Source organism: Pseudomonas psychrophila, from assembly GCF_001043005.1.
Lineage (GTDB): Bacteria > Pseudomonadota > Gammaproteobacteria > Pseudomonadales > Pseudomonadaceae > Aquipseudomonas > Aquipseudomonas psychrophila.
Map to the genome: position 1 here is coordinate 534,632 of NZ_JYKZ01000002.1, position 25,469 is coordinate 560,100.

21 protein-coding genes are annotated in these 25,469 nt (G+C 58.7%); 14 read left to right on the forward strand and 7 right to left on the reverse strand.

All coding sequences use genetic code 11. The annotated features are described in order from the left end of the window. Positions 1–8 precede the first annotated feature (8 nt). From TU76_RS08640 to TU76_RS08655, 4 genes are read right to left on the reverse strand one after another with little or no spacing between them, the layout of a single operon-like run. A complete protein-coding gene (locus tag TU76_RS08640; RefSeq protein WP_019825462.1) occupies positions 9–1,064 on the reverse strand; it encodes a FliG C-terminal domain-containing protein in 1,056 nt (351 codons plus the stop codon). After that, positions 1,036–2,715, reverse strand: a complete 1,680-nt coding sequence (fliF, locus tag TU76_RS08645) for a flagellar basal-body MS-ring/collar protein FliF (protein ID WP_048351516.1) — start codon at positions 2,713–2,715, stop codon at positions 1,036–1,038. The genes TU76_RS08640 and fliF overlap by 29 nt, the downstream gene beginning before the upstream one ends. 20 nt (positions 2,716–2,735) lie before the next feature. Continuing rightward, positions 2,736–3,068: a flagellar hook-basal body complex protein FliE gene (fliE, locus tag TU76_RS08650; RefSeq protein WP_019825460.1), complete on the reverse strand. Its 333-nt coding sequence runs from the start codon at positions 3,066–3,068 to the stop codon at positions 2,736–2,738. Between the two features lie 51 nt (positions 3,069–3,119). Further along, complete coding sequence (locus TU76_RS08655; protein WP_088500095.1) at positions 3,120–4,526, reverse strand: sigma-54 dependent transcriptional regulator; 1,407 nt, start codon at positions 4,524–4,526, stop codon at positions 3,120–3,122. Between the two features lie 416 nt (positions 4,527–4,942). On the opposite strand from TU76_RS08655, the gene TU76_RS08660 reads away from it, so the two are divergent. From TU76_RS08660 to TU76_RS08725, 14 genes are all read left to right on the forward strand, one after another. After that, a complete protein-coding gene (locus TU76_RS08660) occupies positions 4,943–5,782 on the forward strand; it encodes a FliM/FliN family flagellar motor switch protein (RefSeq protein WP_048351462.1) in 840 nt (279 codons plus the stop codon). After that, entirely contained in the window at positions 5,779–6,150 is a 372-nt protein-coding gene (locus tag TU76_RS08665; protein WP_048351463.1) for a flagellar motor switch protein FliN, read from the forward strand. Before TU76_RS08660 ends, TU76_RS08665 begins: the two co-directional genes overlap by 4 nt. Positions 6,151–6,176: 26 nt before the next feature. Continuing rightward, positions 6,177–6,914, forward strand: coding sequence for a flagellar type III secretion system pore protein FliP (gene fliP / locus TU76_RS08670; RefSeq protein WP_231984428.1), 738 nt, complete (start codon positions 6,177–6,179; stop codon positions 6,912–6,914). Then, positions 6,914–7,186, forward strand: a complete 273-nt coding sequence (locus TU76_RS08675) for a flagellar biosynthetic protein FliQ (protein ID WP_019825455.1) — start codon at positions 6,914–6,916, stop codon at positions 7,184–7,186. The genes fliP and TU76_RS08675 overlap by 1 nt, the downstream gene beginning before the upstream one ends. A 4-nt stretch (positions 7,187–7,190) precedes the next feature. Beyond that, positions 7,191–7,991 carry a flagellar biosynthetic protein FliR gene (fliR, locus tag TU76_RS08680; RefSeq protein WP_019825454.1) on the forward strand — a complete coding sequence of 267 codons (801 nt, stop codon included), beginning with the start codon at positions 7,191–7,193 and terminating at the stop codon, positions 7,989–7,991. Continuing rightward, positions 7,984–9,114 carry a flagellar biosynthesis protein FlhB gene (gene flhB, locus TU76_RS08685; RefSeq protein ID WP_048351464.1) on the forward strand — a complete coding sequence of 377 codons (1,131 nt, stop codon included), beginning with the start codon at positions 7,984–7,986 and terminating at the stop codon, positions 9,112–9,114. Before fliR ends, flhB begins: the two co-directional genes overlap by 8 nt. A gap of 2 nt (positions 9,115–9,116) precedes the next feature. Beyond that, positions 9,117–11,213: a flagellar biosynthesis protein FlhA gene (locus TU76_RS08690; RefSeq protein ID WP_048351465.1), complete on the forward strand. Its 2,097-nt coding sequence runs from the start codon at positions 9,117–9,119 to the stop codon at positions 11,211–11,213. 85 nt (positions 11,214–11,298) lie between these two features. Beyond that, positions 11,299–11,856: a GNAT family N-acetyltransferase gene (locus TU76_RS08695; RefSeq protein WP_048654681.1), complete on the forward strand. Its 558-nt coding sequence runs from the start codon at positions 11,299–11,301 to the stop codon at positions 11,854–11,856. A 244-nt stretch (positions 11,857–12,100) separates the two neighbouring features. Further along, positions 12,101–13,330: an alanine racemase gene (gene alr, locus TU76_RS08700; RefSeq protein WP_019825448.1), complete on the forward strand. Its 1,230-nt coding sequence runs from the start codon at positions 12,101–12,103 to the stop codon at positions 13,328–13,330. Between the two features lie 159 nt (positions 13,331–13,489). Next, positions 13,490–14,002: a sigma-70 family RNA polymerase sigma factor gene (locus TU76_RS08705; RefSeq protein ID WP_046809038.1), complete on the forward strand. Its 513-nt coding sequence runs from the start codon at positions 13,490–13,492 to the stop codon at positions 14,000–14,002. Further along, the gene (locus tag TU76_RS08710) at positions 13,999–14,970 is read left to right on the forward strand and encodes a DUF4880 domain-containing protein (protein WP_048351467.1); all 972 of its coding nucleotides are present in this window, start codon (positions 13,999–14,001) and stop codon (positions 14,968–14,970) included. Before TU76_RS08705 ends, TU76_RS08710 begins: the two co-directional genes overlap by 4 nt. Positions 14,971–15,082: 112 nt before the next feature. Beyond that, complete coding sequence (locus tag TU76_RS08715) at positions 15,083–17,494, forward strand: TonB-dependent siderophore receptor (protein ID WP_019825443.1); 2,412 nt, start codon at positions 15,083–15,085, stop codon at positions 17,492–17,494. 364 nt (positions 17,495–17,858) lie between these two features. Then, positions 17,859–19,976, forward strand: coding sequence for a TonB-dependent siderophore receptor (locus TU76_RS08720; protein WP_019825441.1), 2,118 nt, complete (start codon positions 17,859–17,861; stop codon positions 19,974–19,976). A 278-nt stretch (positions 19,977–20,254) separates the two neighbouring features. After that, positions 20,255–21,424 carry an alkaline phosphatase family protein gene (locus TU76_RS08725; RefSeq protein WP_048351468.1) on the forward strand — a complete coding sequence of 390 codons (1,170 nt, stop codon included), beginning with the start codon at positions 20,255–20,257 and terminating at the stop codon, positions 21,422–21,424. Between the two features lie 191 nt (positions 21,425–21,615). Here TU76_RS08725 and pepN read toward each other — a convergent pair whose 3' ends face one another. The 3 genes from pepN to TU76_RS08740 are packed head-to-tail and all read right to left on the reverse strand — an operon-like array spanning position 21,616 to position 25,373. Next, entirely contained in the window at positions 21,616–24,273 is a 2,658-nt protein-coding gene (gene pepN / locus TU76_RS08730; RefSeq protein WP_019822463.1) for an aminopeptidase N, read from the reverse strand. 12 nt (positions 24,274–24,285) lie between these two features. Next, entirely contained in the window at positions 24,286–25,116 is an 831-nt protein-coding gene (locus TU76_RS08735; RefSeq protein WP_019822462.1) for a DUF2797 domain-containing protein, read from the reverse strand. Further along, the gene (locus TU76_RS08740) at positions 25,113–25,373 is read right to left on the reverse strand and encodes a YeaC family protein (RefSeq protein ID WP_019822461.1); all 261 of its coding nucleotides are present in this window, start codon (positions 25,371–25,373) and stop codon (positions 25,113–25,115) included. The genes TU76_RS08735 and TU76_RS08740 overlap by 4 nt, the downstream gene beginning before the upstream one ends. Between the last annotated feature and the right edge of the window lie 96 nt (positions 25,374–25,469).

The window sequence follows — 25,469 nt, forward strand, 5'->3', positions numbered from 1 at the left end:
CGCACTCCTCACTCTACGGTCTGTTCACGGAACAGCTGTACCGCAAGGCCGCCTTCGGTTGCCAACTCCCGCACCACCGCCATGATTTCTTTGCGTACCTGCTCGACCCGGCTCATGGGCACCGGGCCCTGTCGACGGTTCAATGCTTCCATCTGCTGCATCTGGCGACGGGGCATGGCGCCCTGGATCGCCTTGACCAGGGCCGGTTCCGCGCCCTTGAGCGCTACCACCCACTCACTCAGGGGGATGGCCTCCAACAATGCCTGCAACACTTCCTCACTCTGGCGCGAGAGGATAAAGAAGTCATACATCTCATCTTCAATGCGCTCCACCAGGGAGGTGTCCTGGGCACGCAACAGCTCGAACATCTGGTCGCGGTTGCCCTTGTAACGATTGAGGATGTCGGCCGCCTGCTTGACCCCGCGCACTTGCGAACCCTGGGTCGAGAGCACTGACAGGCTGCGGTCGATCAGTTGCTCCAGCTCCTTGATCACATCACCGTTGATCTCACTGAGGTTGGCAATGCGGTACAGCAACTCGTCCTGACGCCAGGTCGGCATGCTCTCCAGCACTTCACCGGCCATGCCCGGAGGCAGGAAGGCCAGGAACACCGCTTGCATCTGCGCATGCTCCTTGGCAATCAGCGTGGCGAACTGCTTGGGGTCGACCCATTCGAGCTTGACCATCTTGGCGCGGATTTCCTCGCCGTAGATGCTGTCCAGCAGGCTACGGGTAATGTCACTGCCCAAGGCCTTGCCCAGCATGCCCGACAGGTAGCTGCGTGAAGCGCCCTTGATGCTGCTTTGCTCTTTGTAATCGTCGAAAAAGCGGCTTATCACCTCGGAAACCATCGGCTGCTTGACGTTGCTCAGGCGCGCCATTGCCTGGCTGATCAGCACGATTTCCTCACGTGAAAAGTGACGCAGCACCCCTGCCGAAACACTGTCACCCATACTCAGCATCAGGATCGAGGCTTGCTCAAGGGAGTTCATGGTGCGGCTCTGCGCCGTACGGGCATTAACTCCCTGCAGGGCATCAGAGGGAGGTGTTGAGATGGTTTTCATTGCGGCCTATCCACTGTTTGATCACTTCCGACACGCGTTCGGGGTCGTTTTTAGCCAACATCTGCAAATGCTCGATTTGCAGTTCCAGTCCCGAGCCCGGTGCCGGGAGACAAATTTCAGACAGCGGATTCAATCCGCCCAGTACCGACACCCGGCCTGAGTCCTCATTGCTCTCGGCGATCTTCGTCAAGGCATGCTCATTGCCCAGTGCCAGCTCGGCATCGGCCATCGGCACCAGCCCCTGCTCCTTGCGACCCATAAGGCGAGACAGTGCCGGGCGCACCACCATCAGCAGCAACAACAGGCTGATCAGGCCAAACAGCCCTATTTTGACCAGCTCATGCAGCTTGTCGTCCTGCCACCACAGCGGTTGCTCGATTGACATGTCTGCAGCGGCAAACGGGAACACACTCAGGGTCAGCACGTCGCCGCGACTGCTGTTAAAGCCCACCGCGCTCTTGAGCATGGTTTCCAGGTCGGCGCGGGCTTGCGGCGACCAGCCGCCATCTGCCTCGGCGGTGCCGTTCAACACCACGGCAATGCTCTGGCTGCGCAGGCTGAACGGCGAGTATTTGACGTGGGTGACGCTCTGGTCGTAATCGAGCTTGCGATTGGATTCCTTGCGGATCGACGTCGCCCCCTTGTCGGTTGTCGTGGTCGTGTTGGCGGTGTTGGCCGTAGTGCCCGGCGCCGGTTTGGCGGGCGGTGCCAGCGGGCGATTGCTCAGCGAACCCGGAACCCCCAGGGCCAACTGGTCCAGAACGCTTTCATCCTGCAACACCTCATTGCGCAGGCGCGGGGTGTCGCCAAAAGCTTGAACGGTTTCTTCTTTCTGACTGAAGTCGATATCAGCCGTGACGCTGATTCGGTAGTTGCCGTGGCCCAGGATGGGGGCAAGCACCTGTTCAACATTGCCCGAGGTTTTTTGCTGGTACTCCTCGACCAACTGCCAACTCTGCGCCGGGGCGCCACTGGTGTTGAGCCCGCGGGACAACAGCGCGCCGTACTGGTCGACAACGCTCACATCCTTGCCTTGCAGCTTGGGCACACTGTTGGCCACCAGGTTGACGATGGCGCCCACCTGCTCCGGCGTCAGTTTGGCTCCCGGGCTCATCTGCAACATCACCGAAGCCTTGGCCGGCTCACGGTTGCTCACCACAAACGAGCTGCTTTCCTGCAGGGCCAGGTGTACCCGGGCATTGTCGATACCCTTGAGGGCCATGATGGTACGGGCCAGTTCGCCTTCCAGGCTGCGCTTGAGGCGCACGTCCTGGACAAACTGGCTGGTGCCCAGCGGCTCGTCCTTGTCGAACAGGTCATACCCGGCGGGCACGGCGACCTGCACGCCTTTGGCACTGAGCAGCATGCGCGCGCGGCCCAGGTCGGCTTCGCGTACCAGAATCTGCCCGCTCTGGGGGTGCAGCTGATAGGCGATCTTGTCGGCATCGAGCACCTGCATCACGTCGGCGGCGGGGTACGCTTCCCCGGCACCGTACAGCGAGCGCATGGCGCCTTGATCGCGCCACAGGTAAAACACCACGGCGAGGGCCAGCAGGCCTGCCAGCCCGGCCATAAGCCCCAGCCCCAGACGCGGATCAAGCTTGACCCCGCCCAGCAGCGGCTTGAGTTTATCGTTGATTGTTTGCAGCACGTTCAGCACTCACTGGTCGGTTACAGCGGCATTCTCATCACGTCATCAAATGCCGTGGTCAATTTGTTGCGCACTTGCAGCAAGGCACTGAATGCCACACTGGCTTTCTGACTTTCGATCATCGCCCCGGCCAGATCATCGCTCTGGCCACTGTCGACGGCGGCCATCGCCTTGCCCGCCACATGTTGCTGGGCGTCTACCGAGCGCATGGCCTGTTCGAACGCCGTACCGATACCGCCGCTGGCCGTTTGCTCGAACAGGGCTGCGGGCTGGATCATCGGGTTTTGCACCAGGCCTTTGGCCTGCTCCATCTGGCCCAGCATGTTTTGCTGGACACTCAAAATCGAACTCATGGGTATTGCTCCACTGGGGTTGGAATATCGGGTGAAGGTGAACGGACAGACTCAGAAAGCCGGCATCGATATTCCTTGTTCGCGCATGGCACTCAGTCGATAGCGCAAGGCGCGGGGGGTCATGCCCAGGCTGTGCGCCGCCTTACTTTTATGGCCGTCGAATTTGCGGATGGTATCCAGCACATGCTGGTACTCGGCCCACTTGCCGGTGGCCCGCAACGCGGCCTTGCCGTCACCAGGCTCGACTTCGAGCAGCGGCAGCGGGCTGGCGCAGGCAGCCGTGGCGGCCAGCCCCAGGTCCTGCGGCTGGATGAACAGCCCTTTGCGCAGGATCAGCGCCCGTTGCAGGGTGTTTTCCAGTTCGCGCACATTGCCCGGCCAGTCATGCTGCAAGAGCGCCTGGCAGGCCTGTTCGGTGAGCAGGCCATCGGCATCTTCCTGGGGGGCGTAGCGCCTGATAAACCGCCGGGCAAGGGCCAGCACATCGTCCTGGCGCTCGCGCAACGGGCTGATGTGCAAAGGCAGCACGTCCAGACGAAACATCAGGTCGGCGCGAAAGCGCCCCTGGGCCACCTCTTCGCTCAGGTCACGGTTGGTCGCGGCAATAATGCGTACGTCCAGGGCGATTTCCTTGTGCCCGCCCAGACGCTCCACCTTTTGTTCCTGCAACACGCGCAACAGTTTGGCCTGCAGTCCCAGGGGCAGCTCGCCGATTTCGTCCAGCAGCAAGGTGCCGCCATTGGCCATTTCAAACTTGCCGCACTGGGCCGTCACTGCGCCGGTAAAGGCGCCGCGTTCATGACCGAACAACAGGGATTCGAGCATCTGCTCGGGGATGGCAGCACAATTGACCGCCACAAACGGGGCATTGTCGCCGGAGGCAAAACGGTGAATGTAGCGCGCCATCATTTCTTTGCCGGTGCCGGTTTCACCGGTAATCAGGATCGGCGCGCGGGTCACGGCCACCCGCTGGGCCATCGCCAGCAGACGGCGCCCCGCAGCCGAACACGACACAAAGCTTTCCTGGGCAGTGGCAGCCGCCGCATGGCGTTGCAGCAACGCCTTGATCTGGGTGGCACTGAACGGCGCCAGCAGGTAGTCCACGCACCCTCTTTCAAGCAGCGCCGTTGCACGTTCCTGCTCGGCGTACTCCACGACCGGAACCACACTTATATGGCGGGCATGACGAATGAAGTTTTCAGTCTCGGCATTTAGCAGTTGAACTGAAAAACCGCTGACAAATACAAACACCAGGGGGGCTTGATTGAACACATGCGCGTGCAACTGGGTATAACTTTCAACACAGATTACAGGGCAGCGCTGTTCAGACAAACTGTCCACTAATATTGAATACCCTTTATTGTCCGGATGACCCACCACAATAACCGGGGGCTGTTCGGTGCGGGTTTCAAACAAAGCAGAAGTTGTATGACTGTACGAATTAATAACCGGTCTCACCGTGTATACCTGCGGTTTGGATCGCGAGTGTCTGTCGACATGAACCCTGGCACCCGGCGTGGGGAAGTGTTCATGACGGTGCGATACCTGTGCGTGTTCGTTTCGGGTGCTGGCTGCACTCAAGCGGCCTGTAAAGACTCACGTTCCTGTGACCGGTCGAACTGTAGGCAAGGCCGCGACAAAACTGAAATCATTAACCATCAAATCGCCATGATCCCTGTCAAACGCCGATTTGACAGTTTTTGATTTAGGAATTTTAAGGCGGATTCCTATACTCGCCACCAGCCAGGCGCTCCCCGACCCCAGCAGGCAGTGGAGGTCTGCTTCTCGATTCCAGGAAACGAATCACCTGCCCCCCGGCAGGCACGAGATACAAAAGGATGCGCGCTACAACTTCCAGGAACGATCTTTTCACTATGACTGGTTATAGAAAAGTCCAACATCAGGTGCCTGCAGACGACCTGTTGTTTTTAAAGCCCGAGAAACTGGGCCGGTACTATCACAAAGTACCTATTTATATAAAAGAGCTGGCCGGTAAATACCCGAAGGCACTGAGCGATTATTTTTTAAGTACCTATCGAATCAACAGTGACCTGTGCGAAGTGGTTGTCCATGAAACACAACAACCGGACCCGCAATGCAGGTTCATGACCGCTATCGGCAAAATCGGTTTCAGTATCGACCGCCCGTTATTAAGCGAGTTGCTGGAAAGTTACTACGGTGGATCCACGCCCCCCGCCCAGGATGAGCCGCCGGTCAGTTCGTCGGAACACCGCATGCGGACGCGGCTGGGTGTCGATGTGTCGACCATTTGCGCACGCATTCTGATGGGGGATGTCCCGCTGGGCACGATCAACAGTTCGGTGAGCACCTATGAAGAGATTCACTGGGCCTACTGCATCGAGTTCGTGTTTTGCAGCACCGCCACCCAGTGGGTGTCGTCGGTGTTCCTGTCTCTGGATGCCCAGGCCGTCGATGAGCTGACCCGCCGCCTGAGCGACGATCAACCCTTGCCCCAGGCCGAGGGCGCCGGGTACCGCATCGTCGAACTGCCGGTACACCTGGACTGCGTGCTGGCCCGGACACTATTGCCACTGAGCAATGTGCTTGCGTTGCAAGTGGACGACATCCTGATGGTGCGTTTGCTGGACCGCTGTGAAGTTCATATCAAGCAGCAAAAACTGTTTCACGGGGCCATTTCCGAAGATGACGGCGCCTTGTTTTTAACCTCTCTGGACAGTGTTAACAGCCAATGAACAACTCCATTTCCGATTCCGACTTCGACCACCTTCTCAATGACACGCTGCCCGCCTTTGACGAGGACCTTGCGCCAGAGGCCAGCCCCCCCGAAGCCGCTCCCCTGCCACAACAGGACTTGAAGTTTTTCGGCAAGATCCCGGTCACCGTCACCCTGGAAGTGGCTTCAACCGAAATTTCCCTGCGCGAGCTGATGGACGTTAATGCCAGCAGTGTGATTGCCCTGGACAAACTGGCTGGCGCGCCGCTGGACGTCAAGGTCAACGGCGCCCTGTTTGCCAAAGCCGAAGTGGTTGTGGTGCATGGCAACTACGGCCTGCGCATTGTGGAACTCAGCGGTTCCAGCCTGAGTGACCTGGCGTTATGAAACTGATCAAGCCAGCCGTTTTCTGCATGTTGGTCGCGCTCGTGGCGTGTGTGCCGCAATGGGCCTTGGCGGCCAACGGCGAGATCTCGCTGTTTAGCCTCAATGACGGTGAAAACGGCCAGGAACTGAGCATCAAGCTGCAAATCCTGGTGATGATGACGATGCTGGGTTTCTTGCCGGCCATGTTGATGATGATGACCAGCTTTACGCGCTTCATCATCGTGCTGGCCATCTTGCGCCAGGCCCTGGGCCTGCAGCAGAGCCCGCCCAACCAGATACTGATCGGCATCGCGCTGTGCCTGACCATGCTGGTTATGCGCCCGGTGTGGCAAGAGGTCTACCAGGATGCCTACCAGCCTTTCCAGAACGATCAGATCACCATGGATCAGGGCCTGGACGTGGCCAAAAAGAGCATCAGCGGTTTTATGCTCGCACAAACCAACAAGGCCTCGCTGGAGACCATGGTGGCGCTGGCCAACGAAACATTGCCCGAGAACCTTGAAGATCTCGACTTCTCCCTGCTGCTGCCGTCTTTTGTGCTCAGTGAGGTGAAAGCTGCGTTCCAGCTGGGGTTCATGATCTTTCTGCCCTTTCTGGTGATTGACCTGGTGGTCGCCAGTGTCTTGATGGCAATGGGCATGATGATGCTGTCACCCATGATGATCTCACTGCCCTTCAAGCTCATGGTGTTTGTGTTGGTGGACGGCTGGGCCTTGTTGATGGGCACTCTGGCCAGCAGCATCCAGCCCTTTGGAGGTTCGTGATGATGACTCCCGAAGTCGCCGTGGGCCTGGTGGGCCACGCCGTATTGGTCACGGGCCTGATTGTCTGCGTACTGGTGGTGCCCAGCCTGCTCGGTGGCCTGCTGGTGAGCGTGTTTCAGGCCGCGACCCAGATCAACGAACAGATGCTCAGCTTTCTGCCGCGCCTGCTGATCACCCTGGGCATGTTGATGTTTGCCGGCCACTGGATCTTGCGCAAACTCAGTGACCTGTTTATCGAAACCTTCAAAATCGCCGGGTCCCTGGTGGGCTGAACCGATGAACGCGACCGAACCCCTGATGAACGCCACCCAGTACTTGCACACACTGCAAGGCTACTGGTGGCCGTTTTGCCGGCTGCTGGCAGTGTTCAGCATGGCCCCGCTGTTCAACCACAAGGCCATGTCGAAGAAGGTCCGGGTACTGCTGGCCCTGGTGGTCACCGCAGCCATTGGCGGCGCCCTGCCCCCGGTACCGGATGTCAACCCGCTGTCGGCCCAGGGTGCGCTGCTGGCCCTTGAACAGATCGCCTTCGGCCTGATCCTGGGGCTGTGCCTGCAACTGGTGTTCACCGTGTTCAGCGTGGTCGGCGAAGTCGTGTCGGCGCAGATGGGCATGACGATGGCGCGCTACAACGATCCGGTCAACGGGGTGTCGTCGTCATCGATCGTTTACCAGCTGTATTTCGTGTTGCTGGCGTTCTTGTTTTTGTCCATCGACGGGCACCTGGTGACCCTTAGCGTACTGTTCAAAAGCTTCAGCCACTGGCCCGTTGGCAGCGGGCTCAACTACCAGAGCTACACCGTGTTCATCCAGGCCGTCGCCTGGGTATTCAGCGCCGCCGTGCTGCTGACCCTGCCCATGGTGTTCTGCGTAGTGCTGGTGCAGTTCTGCTTTGGCCTGCTCAACCGTATTTCACCTTCGATGAACCTGTTTTCCCTGGGGTTCCCGATCACCATTCTGGTGGGCCTGCTGTGCATCTACATGACCTTGCCCAACCTGCCGGAAAACTACCTGCACCTGACCCGCGACCTGCTGGACAACATCGGTGCCATGCTCGAAGGAGGGCCGGATGTCTAACAACAGCGCCCAGGAAAAAACCGAAGACGCCACGCCCCAGAAGCTGCGCAAAAGTCGCGAAGACGGTGAGGTCACCCGTTCCAAGGACCTGTCCACCACCGTGTCGCTGATTGCCACCCTGTTGATCCTCAAAATGGTGTTTTCCAGCTATTACCACGGCCTTGAGGAAAGCTTCCGGATCTCGTTCCTGAACTTTCATTCCAGCGAAATCACCCAGGAGGATCTGGGCCTGATTCTGAGCCACAACATGGCCCTGTTCGTGAAGATACTCGCCCCCCTGCTGCTCACCAGCATTCTGGTGGTGGTGTTTTCACTGATCCCGGGGGGCTGGGTGTTTGTGGCCAAGAACTTCTACCCCAAATTCAGCAAGCTCAACCCGATCACGGGCCTGGGGCGCATCGTCTCGAAACAGAACTGGGTCGAACTGTTCAAGTCGATGGCCAAAATTGCCGTACTGATCGGTGTGGCCTGGATGTTAATCAGCGACGCTGTCCCTCAACTGATCGCCTTGCAGCGCACCAGCCTGCCCACGGCCATCGGTACGGCGTTCAACATGACGTTCAACATCCTGATCGCGCTGATGGGCATATTTGTGGTGTTTGCAGCCATCGACATTCCGATCCAGCGCTACTTCTTCCTGAAAAAACTGCGCATGACCAAACAGGAACGCAAGGAAGAGCATAAAAACCAGGAAGGACGCCCCGAGGTCAAGGCCCGGATCAAGCAGATCCAGCGCCAGATTTCCCAGCGCCAGATCAGCAAGGTGATCCAGGACGCCGATGCTGTGATCGTCAACCCGCAGCACTACGCCGTGGCCATCAAGTACGACACCAACAAGGCCCAGGCGCCCTTCGTGATCGCCAAGGGCGTCGATGACATGGCCCTGTATATCCGCAAAATGGCCATCGCCCACAAGCTCGAAGTGCTTGAGATACCGCCCCTGGCCCGGGCCATTTACTTCACCACCCAGGTCAACCAGCAGATCCCGGCGCCGCTGTATGCAGCCGTCGCCCATGTGCTGACCTACATCCTGCAACTCAAGGCATACAAGAGCGGTATGCGGGTCAAGCCGCAGTTGCCGGACAACCTACCGATACCCGAAAGCATGGCGAACAAGGCATAAACATGAACGTATTGCACAACCTCCTCCCGACGCTGCGCAGTGGCCGGATCGGGATCCCGCTGGTGATTCTGTCGATCCTGGCGATGATCATTCTGCCCTTGCCGCCGTTGCTGCTGGATATTCTGTTCACCTTCAACATCGCCATGGCCGTGCTGGTGCTGATGGTCAGCGTGTCGTCGAAAAGCCCGCTGGACTTTTCCCTGTTCCCCACGGTGATCCTGATCACCACCCTGCTGCGCCTGACCCTGAACGTGGCCTCGACCCGGATCGTGCTGCTCGAAGGCCATAACGGCACGGGGGCCGCGGGCAAGGTCATCGAGTCGTTCGGTGAAGTGGTGATCGGCGGCAACTTTATCGTCGGGATGATCGTGTTCGTGATCCTGATGATCATCAACTTCATGGTAGTCACCAAGGGCGGCGAGCGGATTTCCGAGGTGACGGCGCGCTTCACCCTGGATGCCCTGCCCGGCAAACAGATGGCCATCGATGCCGACCTCAATGCCGGCCTGATCACCCAGGATCAGGCCAAGCAGAGGCGCCAGACCATCTCCAAAGAAGCCAACTTTTACGGCGCCATGGACGGTGCGTCGAAGTTTGTGCGCGGCGATGCGATTGCCGGGATCCTGATCCTGATCATCAACCTGTTCGGTGGTTTCGCCATCGGCCTGTTTGTGTACGACTTGCCGGCCGGGCTGGCCTTTAAGCAATACGCCCTGCTAACTATCGGTGACGGTCTGGTGGCCCAGATCCCTGCGCTGTTGCTGTCCACCGCCGCGGCTTTGATCGTGACGCGGATCAACGAATCCGCCGAAATCACCACCCAGGTGCGCCGCCAGTTGCTGGCATCGCCGAGCCTGCTCTACACCGTGGCCGGGATCCTGCTGGTACTGGGCCTGGTGCCCGGCATGCCGCATATCGCATTCCTGGGTTTTGCCGCGGTTGTCGGTGGCGTGGCCTGGAGCGTCTCGCGCTTTCAGCCACCGGCCGAGGCCGTTGAACTTGAAGCGGTCAGCGCACTCAGCGCGGCCATGCAAAACGAGCGCAGCCAAAGCCTGGCGTGGGATGACATCCCCCACGTGGAACGGCTTTCGGTGTCACTGGGCTACAAACTGGTGGGGCTGGTCAATGTAGCGGCGGGCGCGCCCCTGACACAACGCGTGCGCGGTTTACGCCAGACCCTATCGGAAAACCTGGGTTTCCTGCTGCCCGAAATCCAGATCCGCGACAGCCTGCGGCTCATGGCGGCGCACTACTCCATCCATATCAACGGCGAGCAGATCGAAGGCGCCGAAATCCATGCCGATCACCTGATGGCCATCCCTTCGGCCGACCTGTATGGCGAAGTGGACGGGATCCTGGGCATCGACCCGGCCTACAAAATGCCGGTGGTATGGATCAAGCCGGTCGACAAGAGCCGGGCCCTGAACCTGGGTTATCAAGTGGTTGACTGTGCCGGAGTGATTGCCACGCACCTGAACAAGGTGATCCGCGACAACCTGGCGGACATCTTCAAGCACGATGACGTCGACAACCTGATGCAACGCCTGACCGAACTGGCGCCCAAACTGACCGAGAACCTCAAGGCCCAGCTGTCCTATACCCAGCAGCACCGGGTGTACCGCCAGTTGCTGGTGGAGAACATCTCGTTGCGCGACATCGTCACCGTGGCCACGGCACTGGTGGAAAGCAGCGAAAGCACCAAAGACCCGGTCCTGCTGGCTTCCGATGTGCGCTATGCCTTGCGCCGCAACATCGTCTCGAGCATTACCGGGCGACGCGATGAAGTCAGTGTGTTCGTGCTCGACAATGCCCTGGAAAACACCCTGCTGGGGGCCTTGAGCATTGCTCAGCAAGCGGGCCCGGTGAGTCTGGACAACATTCCCGTGGAGCCCAACCTGCTCAACCAACTGCAAAACGCCATGCCGGTGGTCAAGGAAAAACTGCGCAAGGACGGTCATCCACCGGTGCTGACGGTCATGCCGCAACTGCGTCCGTTGCTGGCGCGCTATGCGCGGGTATTCAGCCCGGGGTTGCATGTGCTGTCGCAGAACGAAATCCCGGAGAACGTCAGCGTCAATATTGTCGGGACGCTGGGGTAAACACCCGGCCATGCGGGCTTGCTGTTTGCGGATGGAGGTCAAATCCGATGCACCACAACAACAAAAAACGACTCACGGAGACGCTATGACCGAGACACCGGAAATGCCTCAGGTTTACACCCGCCGCCTCTTGCTCAGACCCTTCACGGAGCAAGACTTCCCGGCTTTTATGGGCTATCACTCACTGCCTGAAACCTACCGCTACCTGTTTAAAGTGCAACCTGACCCACAGGCCATCCGGGAGCGCTTCGAGCGCGCCTTGAACCCCCAGGCTGAACATGACGGAGATGAAATCCGTTGGGCCGTAATCAAACATCCGGAAGGAATCCTGACCGGTGAAGTGATGATTCGACTGACCTGCAAGGCGTCCCGACAGGCAGAGATCGGTTGCATTTTCGCCCCGTCGTTTCACCGGCAAGGCATCGCATCGGAAGCGCTGACGGCGCTGATTGGTGTGGCTTTCAAACGCTACGATTTGCATCGCTTGTTTGCGTCCATCGATATCCGCAATACCGGCTCATATACTCTGTTCAGCAAACTGGGATGGAAACAGGAGGGTTGTCTTATTGAAAACATGTGGGTCAACGGCGAATGGACCAGCCGTTATATCTACGCCATGTTGGCTCGCAACTGGCAGACCTAACGGGTTTAGTGCTTTTGAAGAACTCATACCGCTCCGTAGCAGTTGACGAGTAGAACGAGGCTACGTTCGATCGCGAAGCGGTCGCAAATCAGCAACACGCGGGGGTGGGCGTGGCGCCGATAAGCCTGACACGACACTTTCAGACAGATCCGCGGCCCAGGGAGTGACATTTCCTACAGGCCGATTCTAGTATGGCCGCGCATCACTCCCCGCCCCATAAAAAAAACGTATGGAAACTCTGAAAATGCCCTTCACCCGTACCCTTCTTGCCCTCTCTTTGGGCATGGCTTTACTGCAAAACCCGGCCTTCGCTGCACCGCCACTGTCGATGGCCGACGGCGTCGCCCGCGTCAGTACACAGGACAGCAATGCCTGGGTCGAGATCAACAAGGCCGCGTTCGAAAACAACATCCGCGTGCTGCAAACCACCCTCGCCGGCAAGTCGAAAATCTGCGCAGTGCTCAAGGCTGATGCCTACGGCCACGGGATTGGCCTGCTGATGCCGTCGATCATCGCCATGGGTGTGCCTTGCGTCGGTGTTGCAAGTAATGAAGAAGCACGTGTAGTGCGTGAAAGCGGCTTCAAGGGCCAACTGATCCGCGTGCGCACGGCGGCACTGAGCGAGCTGGAAGCAGCATTGCCGTACAACATGGAAGAATTGGTGGGTAACCTCGATTTCGCCGTCAAAGCCAGCCTGATCGCCGAACAACACGGTCGTCCGCTGGTGGTTCACCTGGGTCTTAACTCAAGTGGCATGAGCCGTAACGGTGTTGAAATGACCACGGCTGAAGGCCGTCGCGATGCAGTGGCTATCACCAAGGTACCGAACCTTGAAGTGCGGGCGATCATGACCCACTTCGCAGTCGAGGATGCCGATGACGTGCGCGCCGGTCTCAAGGCGTTCAACCAGCAAGCCCAATGGTTGATCGACACGGCTCAACTGGATCGCAGCAAAATCACCCTGCACGCGGCCAACTCGTTCGCCACCCTTGAAGTGCCAGAGTCGCACCTGGACATGGTCCGCCCTGGCGGCGCGCTGTTCGGTGATACCGTGCCGTCCCACACCGACTACAAGCGCGTGATGCAATTCAAATCCCACGTGGCCTCGGTCAACCGCTACCCCAAGGGCAACACCGTCGGTTACGACCGCACCTACACCCTGGGCCGCGACTCGAAACTGGCCAACATCACCGTTGGTTATTCCGACGGCTACCGTCGCGCCTTCACCAACAAAGGCATCGTGCTGATCAACGGGCACCGTGTGCCCGTGGTGGGCAAGGTCTCGATGAACACCCTGATGGTCGACGTCACCGACGCGCCGGATGTGAAGAGTGGCGATGAAGTGGTGCTGTTCGGGCATCAAGGCAAAGCCGAAATCACCCAGGCAGAAGTTGAAGACATCAACGGCGCACTGCTTGCCGACCTGTATACGGTGTGGGGCAATTCCAACCCCAAGATCCTGACCGACAAATAAGCCGATCTGTAGCCCCTGTAACCCTGACAAGCTGGGCGAGGCTGCGGTTACAGGGGTTCAGCCCGTCATTGGAAACACCAGGCAACATTCCCGAGCATGCGTTAATGAGAAGCGCTATCATTGCGATCCTTGTCAGTGTCTGCTCTGGAATTGCAATCGATGCTCACGTCCTCTTCTTCCACACGCTGTGCCTTGGGTGAACTCTACGTTCAACACCATGGCTGGGTGGTGCAGTTGCTGCGCCGCAAACTGGGCAATCATGAGCAGGCGCTGGATCTGGCCCAGGACACCTTTTTGCGGATGCTGCGCACTGACACGCAACCGGTGTTACGAGAACCGCGAGCCTATCTGACGACCATTGCCAGCCGCCTGTGCGGCCAGTATTTCCGCCGTCAGGCACTGGAGCGGGCGTACATGGAGTCGCTGGCGACCCTTGAGCCAGAGCATATGCCTTCCCCGGAGGCGCGCCTGCTGGTGCTTGAAGCACTGGACGCTGTCGGCCAGGTTCTCGATGGCCTGGGCGCCAAAGTGCGGGAAATCTTCCTGCTGTCGCAACTGGACGGACTGACCTACCCGCAAATTGCCGCGCGCATGGGCCTGACAGTCAACGTCGTACAAAAAGCCATGCTCAAGGCTTATCGTCACTGCTATAGCGCGGTCTACACCGGGTGAGCCTGTTCGAGCCCGGCAACGCTCAGCGCCTGGACCAGGACGTGGTCGAGCAGGCCCTGCAGTGGATGGTCATTGTGCAATCGGGAGTCAGTACCGAAGCCGAACGTCAGGCCTGCCAGCATTGGCGCACGCAATCCCCGCAGCATGAAATGGCCTGGCTGCGGTTAACCGGGCTAAACGCCGATTTTCGCGACAGCACCCGCATGCTCCCCGCCGCAGGAGCGCGCACCTTGTTGCGCTCACGCAACGTCACTTCTCGACGCACCCTGCTCAAGGGCTTTGCCGGTCTAGGAGTGGCGCTGGCCACGGGCTACAGCGTTCGTGAGCGGATACTGCTGCCAGAGCTGTTCAGTGACTACCGCACCGCGACCGGTGAACGCAGGCAGGTGTCGCTGGCCCAGAATACCGATCTGACACTGGACACCCATACCGCCCTCGATGCCCGGACCACGGGCTCGGCTACCGACCTGACGCTGAACCTGGGCCGTGTACTGATCACCGGGGCCAACATCAGCCTGAGCACCGCCTACGGCCGGGTGCAGCCCACGGGCTACTCACGATTAGTGATCAGTCAGAACCTGCCCGGAGTCGATGGCACACGAGTGCAAGTTTTGACCGGCAGCGCGTCGATCGAGCTGGCATGGGGCGACAGCTTCAGCCTTGGTGCCGGTCAACAGGTGACGTTTGACAGCAGCGCTGCCGGACCTCGTGGCCAGGTCATGACCGGAGCCGATGCCTGGGTCAACGGCCTGTTGATCGCCGAACGCATGCCGTTGTCCCAGGTCATTGCCCAACTCAACCGCTATCGTCCAGGCGTGGTGCGCTGCGACCCGGCAGTGGCCGCATTACAGGTATCGGGCTCGTTCTCCATCGACCGTCCGGATGCCAGCCTTGACCTGCTTGCCCGCGTGCTGCCGATTCGTGTGCAGCGTGTGTTTGGCTACTGGGCCAACGTGGTCGCCGCCTGAAGAACATTTATTTTCAGTACAGGCGGCAGTTTTTTTCATCTGGTGCATCAAGTTCAGGGAAGACGCTGATTAACAGCGCAATGCCGACCCTTTTCACACATGGACAGTCTTTATGCACAGCCCACTTACCCCCCTTGCCGGTGCATTGCGCACCGTTGTACTCGGTTTATCCATCGCCACGGCCAGCCACCCAGCATTCGCAGCAACGGGCGACGAGCACGCCTACCACATCGCTGCGGGCAATCTGGACTCGGTATTAGGCAGCTTTGGCCAGCAATCGGGCGTGATGATCGCCGTTGATTCGACGCTGACCACCGGCATCCACAGCAGCGGTTTAAGCGGCAACTTTGCCGTCAGCGAAGGCCTGCAGCGACTCCTTGAGCCGCTGGGCCTGCAAGCGGTGAGCGAAGGCGACGGTTTCAGGGTTATTGCACGACCGACCCAGAACAACGGGCAACTGGAGTTGCAGGCCACTCAGGTCATGTCAAACCAGCTCGGCACCATCACCGAAGGCAGCGGCTCATACACCCCCGGCACCATCGCCACGGCCACCCGCATGGTGCTCTCGCCACGTGAAACACCGCAGTCGATCACGGTGATTACCCGTCAGCACATGGATGATTTTGGCCTCAACTCCATCGACGAAGTGATGCGCCACACCCCGGGGATCACCGTGTCGACTTTTGACAGCGAACGCACCAATTACTACGCCCGCGGTTTCTCAGTCGAGAACTTCCAGTACGACGGCATTCCCACCCTGCGCAACTCGGCGTACTCGTCGGGGCAAACCCTGAGCGACATGGCCATCTATGACCGGGTGGAAATCCTCAAGGGAGCAACCGGCCTGCTGACCGGTGCCGGCGCGCCCGGTGCGACGATCAACCTGATCCGCAAAAAGCCGACCCGCGACTTCAAGGCCAGCGTCGAGGTAGGGGCTGGCAGCTGGGACAATTACCGCACCCAAGTCGACGTCAGCGGCCCGCTCACCGACAGCGGCAACGTGCGCGGCCGCGCCGTGGCGGCCTATCAGGACAAAAACTCGTTCATGGAACGTTACGAGCGCAAGACCGGTGTCTATTTCGGTACCCTGGAAGCCGATCTGAGCGATGACACCCTGCTGACCGTGGGCTTCGACTATCAGAACAACGACCCTCATGCCTCGGGCTGGTCAGGCAGTCGCCCATTATTCGACCGCACGGGCGAACCTATCGATGTAAAGCGCTCGTATAACAATGGTGCCAACTGGAGCCGCTGGGAGCAGACCACCCAGAGCGTATTCGCCACTCTGGAGCACAGCTTCGCCAACGCCTGGGTCGGCAAGGCGCAGCTCACCCATCAGGTCAACAGCTACGATGCACCCCTGGGCTCGGTCATGAGCGGCCCCTCTCCCGCCACCGGCCTGTCATCGATCTATGCCAACAAATTTACCGGCAACACCCGCACTGATGCTGCCGACGCCTACTTCAGCGGCCCCTTCAGCCTGGCCGGCCGCGAACATGAACTGGTCATCGGTGCCTCAGCGTCCAGCGCCCACTGGCGAGGCAAGGACTACGGCAACCCGACCTTTTTAAGTGCCAACGTGGTTGATTTCTGGAACTTCGATGGCAAGACCACTGAGCCGAACTGGGGCGCACCGACCCAATACAATGACACCACCACGCGACAAACCGCAGGCTACCTCAGCGCCCGCTTCAACCTGACCGATGAGCTGAACCTGTTGCTCGGTACACGGGTCGCCAACTACTGGCTGACTGGCGATTACGACACCACCGAAACTGGCCGTCTGGTGCCATATGTGGGGGCCACCTACGACCTGAACGACAACTTCACGGCGTATGCCAGCTACACCGACATCTTCATGCCGCAGACCTACAACCGTGATCGCAACAACAAAGTGCTTGAGCCGGATGAAGGCAAAAACTACGAAGTGGGGATCAAGGGCGAGTTCTATGGTGGCAGGCTGAACACCAGCCTGGCCTACTTCGAGGTGCATGAAACCAACCGTGCCGAGCCGGATGCCGAATACAACGCGGACCCGACCAACCCGTCGATTCTTTATGCGTCGATCGGCACCAAAGCCAAGGCCAAGGGCTTCGAAGCCGAAATGTCCGGTGAACTGGCACCGGGCTGGCAAGCGCAGGCAGGTTTTACCCACAAAATCATTCGCGACAGCGAAGATAAAAAAATCTCCACCTGGGAGCCTGAGGACCAATTGAGCGTTTACACCACCTACAAATTCAAGGGGCCGCTGGACCGTTTGACCATCGGCGGCGGTGCGCGGTGGCAGAGCCGCAGCTGGCAGAACATCTACAACCGCGCCAGGGACCAGTACCAGGACTTTAGCCAGGATGCCTACTGGCTGGTCGATGCGATGGCCCGCTATCAAGTCAACGAGCACCTGTCCACCACACTCAACGTCAATAACCTGTTCGACAAGCTGTACTACACCAACATCGGCTTCTATAACACCGCCTATTACGGCGACCCGCGCAACGTGATGCTCAATACCCGCTGGGATTTCTAGGCCGTATGTCAGCAGCCAAAGAGTCCTGCCACAGCCCCTTGTAGCCGCTGACGAGTAGAACGAGGCTGCGTCCGGCTTCGAAGCAGTCGTAAATCCAGAAATGGCGGTGAGCCAGTTAAAACCGGATATCAGGATTTGCGATCTCTACGTCGCAGTGGCGCACCAACCGGTCGCAGCCTTCGTTTCTCGTCAGCGGCTACAAAATCTGCCCGTAGCCATTCTGCAACCGAAAACGGTAAGCCGTGCGGGCTCGTGAATGCGAATAGTAAAGATTGGTAAATAGAATTGATTATCATTGGTGTAGATGTAAAACTTTGTAACCAATTCTCGTTTACGCAGTTCCAGTCCGGAGTATTCGCAGATCATGCGCCCACTGTTCACCCTCCCCACGTCAGCACTCACGCTGGTTGCCCTGGGTATTTTCAATCACGCCCTGGCCGATGAAAACACCCTGAATCTACCGTCCACAAGCATCACCTCCACGGCCGACAGCGATGAAGCGCCACAGGGTTATCAGGCCAAGCCGAATGCAACGACTACACGGTTGAACCTCACGGCAGGTCAAACGCCACAGGGCATTACCAGCATCAAGCGTGAACAACTGGATGACTTCAAACTCAACAGCATTCGCGATGTGCTGGAGAGTACTCCGGGGGTGAACGTGCAAAAGGTCGAGACCGACCGCACCTACTTCACCGCCCGCGGTTTTGATATCACCAATTTCCAGTACGACGGCATGGGCATGGGGCTGACTGGCGGTGTACTGGTGGGCGATATCGACACGGCCCCCTATGAGCAAGTCGATATTCTGCACGGTGCCAACGGCCTGATGACGGGCACCGGCAACCCTTCGGCCACGGTTAATTTCATCCGCAAACGGCCCACGTATGAACCTGAAGCCAAGGTCAGCGTCAGCGCCGGGTCCTGGGACAAGCGCCGCGTCGACCTGGATGTGTCCGGGCCGCTGACGGACTCAGGCAATGTGCGCGGGCGAGTGATCTATGCCAACGAAGTGGGCAATTCCTATCTGGATCGTTACTCCCGGGAAAAGAACATTTTCAGTGGCATGCTGGCCTTCGACCTGACCGACGACGACACCCTGACCGTGGGTTACGAAGACCAGAAGAGCGACGCCAACGGTGCCAGTTGGGGGGCATTGCCATTGACCGACAGCAACGGCAATGCGTTGCACTACAGCAGCACCCGCTCCAACATTGCCCAGCCCTGGGTGTACTGGGACGTACGTACCACCCGCGCCTTTGCCGAGTGGCAGCACAGTTTCGCCAATGACTGGAAGTCGACGCTGACCCTGACCGCCATGGAGCACCGCGAAGACACCGACATGTTCTACATTTATGGCGATAAAGCCTCGGCTACCGGTTACACGGGCCTGGCCTCCAACTACAAGGGCAAAACCCGCGAGCTGGATGGCGACCTTTCGTTCAGCGGCCCTTTCAGCCTGGGCGGTCGCGAACACCAACTGACGTTCGGCGCCAATGTGGCGCGCTCACGCACCCATGAAACGTCGCTGTACGGCACCTCGTCATATTACACCCCGGTGTCGCTGGAAGACGCCCTCAATGGTTCCATCCCCAAGCCCACTTACAGCAATACTGCCCTTGCAGACGCGACATCGAACTATACCGACCGCCAGAAAAGCCTCTATGCCGGCGCCCGTTTCAGCCTGACCGACGACCTGCACCTGATCACCGGTGCGCGCATGCTCAGTGCCGACAGCGACGGTGACAACTACGGCTCGCGCCGCGACGTAAGGGTTCATGGCAAGATCACGCCGTACGCAGGCGTGGTCTACGACCTCACGCCGAAATACTCGCTGTATGCCAGCTACACCAAAATCTTCAATCCGCAGTACTACCTCAACACTCAGGGCCAGGTACTGGAACCCCTGGAAGGCAAAAGCTACGAGGCCGGCATTAAGGGGCACCTGCTGGACAAGCGACTGGACGTTTCGGCTGCGGTGTTCCACACCAAGCAGGACAACGTCGCCACTTATGTTGGCTTTGACTCTGCCCTGGGCGGTTACCTGTATGACGGCATGTCGTATAAAAGCAGCGGCCTGGAACTCGAAGCCTCGGGGGAACTGGCACCAGGTCTGCAAATCAGCGGCGGCTACACCTATGTCTACATAACCGATGCCGACAACAACCGCGGGCGCAAATTTATCCCGCGCAATGCACTGACCTCATCCATGACCTACAGGTTGCCGATGGCGCCTAAGGTCAAAGTGGGTGGCAGCCTCAAATGGCAGAGCAAAATCGAGAACGACGACGCTCCGGCCGCGAACCAGGCCGCTTATGCGCTGGTGGGCCTGATGACCAGCTATGACATTGATCCGCACTGGAGCACCCAGCTCAACCTCGACAACCTGACCAACGAGAAGTACCTGCAAAGCGTTCGATACGGCCAGAGCAACTACGGTGCACCGCGCAACGTGACGGCGTCGGTCAGCTGGAAGTTCTAAACCTGGAACGTGACCAGTTGCAGCCTGCTCGCGAACGACCTTCGCGAGCAGGCTCGCTCCCACCATAGTTCCTGCAAGGCTCAAACTCTGTGGGCGCCGTAGTTCCTGTGGGAGCGAGCCCGCTCGCGAAGGCAGCACAGTGATTGCACCGTGTGGTGCATGAATCGCGAGCAGGCTCGCTCACACACTTGAATGACCTGCCACACTGGTGTAACAGGACCACTACGCCACGCAGGTATGCCATGGACTATCCCCGCATTACATGGATTGCGCTCAGTATGAGCCTTGCATTCACCGCACAGGCCAGCGATACACCTGTCCACAAGGCTCTGCTGATAGGCGTGGACGGCATGCAATACCAGATGCTGCAAACAGCCATTCAACAGAATATGGCCCCCACTATCGCCAGCCTGAAACTGCATAAAAGCTACACCGGCGGCGTGCTGGGTACCTCCACGGAGCAACCCACGGTCAGTGGCCCCGGCTGGACAACCATTCTGACCGGCAGCTGGGTTGACCGGCATCAGGTCAGTGCCAATGACGAGGCGTTGCGCAATCAGGCGCCCAGCCTGTTCAAACAGTTCAAGCTGGCATTCCCTGACCGCAAGACTGCCAGTATCGTCAGCTGGAACGTGATCAACGCACACTTCGCCGAGGATATTACCCAGGGTTACATTGACCTGGCCGTCAAGTGCTCGGGGGTCGATCCGTGCGTCGTCGACAACGTCAGTCATGAACTGGAAACCGGCCAGCCCGATCTGTTGTTTGCCCACTTCGATGAACCCGATATCACCGGCCACCGACTCGGCTTTACCCCCGAGTATCAACAGGCGATTCAGACCGTAGATGCCCAGCTCGGGCAGATTCTCCTGGCGCTGCAACGCCGTGAAAAAGCCCATCCCGAAGAAGACTGGCTGGTGATCGTATTGCCCGATCACGGCAGGCACTTGCCTGAAGGCAAGGACCACGGCCAGCAAACCCTGAGCGAAAAAACCACTTTTATTGCCATGAACAAGACGGGCAACGCACACTTGCGCGCCCCCATCGTTAATCCGTCAAATCCCGACTTCAAAGGCCTGTATGGTTTTGCCAGCCAGGCCGACATTAGTCCGACCGTGCTGGCCTGGCTTGGGGTAAAACCGGATCTGACCCGTTACACGATGGATGGCCTGCCCCTGATCGGGCCCGTGGGTGTCAGACAGCTCACTGCGCAGCAACTACCAGATCGCGCCCAGGTCAACCTGTCCTGGCGTACAGAGACCCCGACGGGCAAGCCCGTACAGATTTACCGCGACGGCCAGCCCATCGCCCGGCTCACCGACCATGAACATTCCTATGTCGATAACGATATCCAAGCGTTGAAGGGGCCCATCAACTACACGCTGGTGTTTAACGGGGTACCGGTATCGCGTCTGGTAACCCTGCATGAGCAAACGTCGACGCCATAAAAAAGGCGCTACCCGATCACTCGGGCAGCGCCTTTTTCAAGACCACTGTTGTTCACTTAAGCGATTTGCGCCTCTGTGGGAGCGGGCTTGCTCGCGATGAACTCCAGAACACCGTATTTACTCAGCCAATACGCGTCTTCGTTAACGACCATCGCGAGCAAGCCCGCTCCCACATTTGAAAGTGAACTGGTTTACACCAGGCTTTTGCTTACCACTTCAAACACGTCGCTGGACAGATCGCCCGAATTGCGGATGCGTTCCAGTTCAGCCTTCATCAACGCCTGACGGGCAGCATCGTATTTGCGCCAGCGGGTCAACGGCGCCAGCTGCCGCGAAGCAATCTGCGGGTTAAAGCCGTTGAGCTGGATCACCAGGTCCGCCAGGAAACGATAGCCGGAGCCATCCGCTGCATGGAAGTTGATCAGGTTTTGTCCGGCAAACGCACCGACCAGAGCCCGAACCTTGTTCGGATTCTTGAGGTTGAATGCCGGGTGTTCCATCAACTGACGCACACGCTGCAGACCACCGGGCAGTGTGCTGCCTGCCTGCACGCTGAACCACTGATCCATGACCAGCGGATTGTCCTTGAAGTGCTCGGCAAAACTGGCCAGCGCCGCGGCTTTTTCAGCCTCGTATGGCGAATTGACCAGCACCGCCAGCGCAGTCAGGCGCTCGGTCATGTTGTCGCTGTGTTCGAACTGCTCCAGAGCCGCCGCCAGCACTTGCGGCTTACCGGCAAGCATCAAATAAGACAGCGCGATATTTTGCAGTGCACGACGGGCGAAGTGTTCGGCTTCGGCCACGTATGGAGTGACTTTCGACACTTCCCGGTTAGCCTGGTAGCGTGCCCATAAACCATCAAACAGGCTGTCTGCCAACTGCTTGCGGGCACATTCGCGGGCGATGTGAATGGCCTCGACATCGGCCACGTCACTGATTTCAGTCAGGTAGGCTTCGCCTGGCAACGACAGCATTTCGGCCACCATGGCCTGATCCAGCGCCTGATTCCCCAGCACACTGCGCAAGGCTTCAATCAAACGCGGGTCCATGACCAGTGCTTCACCGCGCTGATGCTGCCCTATCAGCTCCTGCAGCACCTGCACCGACAGTTGCTGGCCTGCATCCCAGCGGTTAAAGCCGTCGGTATCGTGTTGCATCAAAAACATCAGTTGGTCGCGGCTGTAGGCAAAGCTCAGTTTCACCGGTGCCGAGAAACCACGCAGCAGCGAAGGCAACGGCTTTTCGTTGACGCCCACGAAGGTGAAGGTCTGTTGGGCTTCGGTTACAGACAAGACACGGCTAGTGCCCTGGGCCACAGACTCACCCGCCAGTTGCAGGGCGATTTCAGTCCCTTGGGCGCTCAACAGGCCCAGCTCCACCGGAATCACGAACGGCAGTTTTTCGACCTTGTCCGGGGTTTCCGGGCAGCTTTGGGCAAAGGTCAGGCTGTAGGTTTTCTGTGCGGCATCATAGTGCTCGCTGACGGCCAGACGCGGCGTGCCTGCCTGGCTGTACCAGCGCTTGAACTGGGTCAGATCGGCACCATTGGCGTCTTCCATGGCCTTGATGAAGTCATCGCAGGTCACTGCCTGACCATCATGACGCTCGAAGTACAGATCGCTGCCTTTACGGAAGCCCTCGGGCCCCAGCAAGGTGTGGATCATGCGCACCACTTCCGAACCCTTTTCGTAAACGGTCAGGGTGTAGAAGTTGGAGATTTCGATAAAGCTGTCTGGACGCACCGCGTGGGCCATGGGGCCCGCGTCTTCAGCGAACTGGTGGGTACGCAGATAGGCCACGTCCTGAATGCGCTTGACGGTGCGCGAGTTCATGTCTGCCGAGAACTGAGAGTCACGGAACACCGTGAAGCCTTCCTTGAGCGACAGCTGGAACCAGTCACGGCAGGTCACGCGGTTGCCCGTCCAGTTGTGGAAGTATTCGTGGGCAACGATGGCCTCGACCCGCTGGTGAGCGGCATCGGTCGCGGTTTCGGCGCGGGCCAGCACGGCGCTGGAGTTGAAGATGTTGAGGCCCTTATTCTCCATCGCGCCCATGTTGAAGTCATTTACGGCCACGATCATGAAGATATCCAGATCGTATTCACGACCGTAGGTCTCTTCATCCCAGCGCATGGACTTTTTCAGGCTGACCATGGCGTGCTGGCATTTGTCGATGTTTTCGGGCTCGACATAAATGCGCAGCGCCACGTCACGATTGCTCATGGTGGTGAAGCTGTCTTCGACGCACCACAGATCACCGGCCACCAGCGCAAACAGGTAGGCCGGCTTCATGAACGGATCTTCCCAGGTTGCCCAGTGTCGACCGTCTTCGTCGGGACCACTGGCAATCGGGTTGCCGTTGGACAACAGGATCGGGTAGCTGTGTTGCTCGGCCACCACGGTGGTGGTGAATTTGCTCATCACATCCGGGCGGTCGAGGTAATAGGTGATCTTGCGAAAGCCTTCGGCCTCGCACTGGGTGCAGAACATCCCGCCGGACTTGTACAGCCCTTCCAGCGCGGTATTGGATTCGGGGTGGATCCTGACGCTGGTATCGACCACAAATTGCTCGGCGGTCGGGTGCAGGATCAGATGGCTGTCGCCGAGTTGATAGTCGTCAGCCGCGAGTTCGATGTCGTCCATGCTGACCGACAGCAACTCAAGCTGCTGGCCGTCCAGCACCAACGCCGGCAACCCAGCGCCACGGGCCGGGTTGCGACGCATCACCAGTTGCGCATGGACCAGCGTGTGGTCTTCGAACAACTCAAAGGTCAGGTGCGTTTCGTCGATCAGGTACTCGGGCGCCTGGTAGTCCTTCAGGTAGATCATTTGCGGTTGTTCGGTGCGCATGCTGGAGTCCTTTTACTGATGCACGGCCAGTTGATAGGCCGTGTATTTGCGAATGTTGATTACGCCGGTGTCAAAGATCAGGTACTGGCCCTTGATCCCCATCAGCGTGCCTTCTACGATCGGGTCCTTGTCCAGATTGAAGCTGACGATCTTGCTCGGGTACTGCTCGACCGGGTAGCGAATCTCGATGGGCTCAACGTTTGACAAAGGTTGGACCGCTTGCAGGCCAAAACGCTCCTGCAGGGTTTTCATACCTTCGGCGCAGCTCTCGAACAGTTGTTCACGCACCGCGGCAAGGTCAACAGGTTCGGCATCGCCCTTGAGCAGTGCACGCCAGTTGGTGCGGTCGCCCACTTGCGAGCGGAACAGGTCTTCGACAAAGCCCGATTGCTGACGGGTTGCCACCCGCACAATCGGCAGTGCCTGGCTGGCGCCCTGGTCGAGCCAGCGTGTCGGCAACTGGGTGGCACGGGTGATGCCCACCTTGATCCCGGAGGAGTTGGCCAGATATACCACGTGGTCGGTCATGCAAAACTGCTCGCCCCACGACGGATCACGGCAGGTGCCTGCCTCGTAGTGGCAACGTTCCGGGCTCATGATGCATACATCGCATTGCGCCAGCTTGGTCATGCACGGGTAGCAGTAGCCCTGACTGAAGCTCTTTTTGGTCTTGCGTCCGCAGTGAGTGCAGTTGATCTCACCCAGGTATTCCAGACGCAGTTTGGTGCCGATCAATGGATTGACCGGCACCTCGGTATCGCCCAAACGAAACGCATACTGAACAGTCGGCGTTTCAAGGCTTGCCGACATCTTGCTGATTGCACCGCGACCAATCTCAATCAATGGATAGCATCCGACTTGAACAGGATGTTAGGCACTGGCGCCGATTTGGAGCTGCACTCTTGCGGCCCCATGTAACCGGTGCGCTGATCTTCAGGCAGGTTGTGTACTTCCCAGGCAATCATCGCCTGCAACGACAGCTCGCGCTGTTCAGGGGTGAGTTTGTTGCCGTCTGCCCATTTGCCGATTTCAACGGCCAGTTTCAGGCTCTGATAGATCTCGGGGGTGATGTTTTGAATCATTTCGTTGAAAGAGGACATGGTTCTGTTTCCGCTCTAAAAAGTAAACCTGTAGTCGCTGCCGCAGGCTGCGATAAGGTCCAAAGGACCTTCAAAAAAATAGGGCCGCTGCGCAGC

What these genes read in the sequence shown, in the direction of transcription:
- flhB (WP_048351464.1), top strand. Translation starts at nt 7,984, where the DNA reads ATGTCTAACAACAGCGCCCAGGAAAAAACCGAAGACGCCACGCCCCAG.
- TU76_RS08690 (WP_048351465.1), top strand. Translation starts at nt 9,117, where the DNA reads ATGAACGTATTGCACAACCTCCTCCCGACGCTGCGCAGTGGCCGGATC.
- fliP (WP_231984428.1), top strand. Translation starts at nt 6,177, where the DNA reads ATGTTGGTCGCGCTCGTGGCGTGTGTGCCGCAATGGGCCTTGGCGGCC.
- fliE (WP_019825460.1), bottom strand. Translation starts at nt 3,068, where the DNA reads ATGAGTTCGATTTTGAGTGTCCAGCAAAACATGCTGGGCCAGATGGAG.
- TU76_RS08695 (WP_048654681.1), top strand. Translation starts at nt 11,299, where the DNA reads ATGACCGAGACACCGGAAATGCCTCAGGTTTACACCCGCCGCCTCTTG.
- TU76_RS08725 (WP_048351468.1), top strand. Translation starts at nt 20,255, where the DNA reads ATGAGCCTTGCATTCACCGCACAGGCCAGCGATACACCTGTCCACAAG.
- TU76_RS08705 (WP_046809038.1), top strand. Translation starts at nt 13,490, where the DNA reads ATGCTCACGTCCTCTTCTTCCACACGCTGTGCCTTGGGTGAACTCTAC.
- TU76_RS08675 (WP_019825455.1), top strand. Translation starts at nt 6,914, where the DNA reads ATGATGACTCCCGAAGTCGCCGTGGGCCTGGTGGGCCACGCCGTATTG.
- pepN (WP_019822463.1), bottom strand. Translation starts at nt 24,273, where the DNA reads ATGCGCACCGAACAACCGCAAATGATCTACCTGAAGGACTACCAGGCG.
- TU76_RS08660 (WP_048351462.1), top strand. Translation starts at nt 4,943, where the DNA reads ATGACTGGTTATAGAAAAGTCCAACATCAGGTGCCTGCAGACGACCTG.
- TU76_RS08715 (WP_019825443.1), top strand. Translation starts at nt 15,083, where the DNA reads ATGCACAGCCCACTTACCCCCCTTGCCGGTGCATTGCGCACCGTTGTA.
- TU76_RS08740 (WP_019822461.1), bottom strand. Translation starts at nt 25,373, where the DNA reads ATGTCCTCTTTCAACGAAATGATTCAAAACATCACCCCCGAGATCTAT.
- fliR (WP_019825454.1), top strand. Translation starts at nt 7,191, where the DNA reads ATGAACGCGACCGAACCCCTGATGAACGCCACCCAGTACTTGCACACA.
- TU76_RS08665 (WP_048351463.1), top strand. Translation starts at nt 5,779, where the DNA reads ATGAACAACTCCATTTCCGATTCCGACTTCGACCACCTTCTCAATGAC.
- TU76_RS08720 (WP_019825441.1), top strand. Translation starts at nt 17,859, where the DNA reads ATGCGCCCACTGTTCACCCTCCCCACGTCAGCACTCACGCTGGTTGCC.
- TU76_RS08640 (WP_019825462.1), bottom strand. Translation starts at nt 1,064, where the DNA reads ATGAAAACCATCTCAACACCTCCCTCTGATGCCCTGCAGGGAGTTAAT.
- alr (WP_019825448.1), top strand. Translation starts at nt 12,101, where the DNA reads ATGCCCTTCACCCGTACCCTTCTTGCCCTCTCTTTGGGCATGGCTTTA.